The following is a 568-nucleotide window of genomic DNA, read 5'->3' on the forward strand; positions in this document are numbered from 1 at the left end:
TGATCTTCTTGTTGCCAGCATTGATGCCAGTCGTCGTGACGCTTGGGCCGCCTGTGATGGTTAAACCAGCAGTGTCCAACTTGCTGTTACCTGTGGTGACACTATCAAGGGTAAGCGCACGTGCCGTTTTTACTTCGTAGTTACTGGCACCCGTCACACTGTCTTTGGTTTCAGTGACTAAGATGTTCTCACCTTGGCTAACGGTGCTCTTCGCTTTGATGATGTTGCCAGCATTCGCAGCAATGTCACCTGTATTCTTTGTAGTGCGGGTGTCTAGGTTACCAAGCGCATCGCCGACATTGTTAAAGCTATTAGCACCACCATTTAAGGCGTAAGTTGGCGCGGTGTAAGTATCCGTTGCCACGTCATACTCAGCACCACCACCTAAGGCAGTTAAGTTGCCTGTTGAACGTTTGCTGTTGTCAGCAATGTTACTGGTGTTGGTGGCGACATTGGTATTGGTGGCACTAAGTTGTTCATAGTTCACGGCATCCGTTGCGCTGTCTCCCGCTAACACACCGCTGATCTTCTTGTTGCCAGCATTGATGCCAGTCGTCGTGACGCTTGG

The 568-nt window shown here is 50.2% G+C and carries 1 pseudogene; it reads right to left on the reverse strand.

Features of this window, described 5'->3' with window-relative positions:
* A pseudogene (locus tag AC2FA3_RS15080) lies at positions 1 to 568 on the reverse strand (hypothetical protein); the annotation flags it as partial.

The sequence above is a fragment of the Janibacter sp. CoH_79_TC_3 genome (assembly GCF_058197955.1).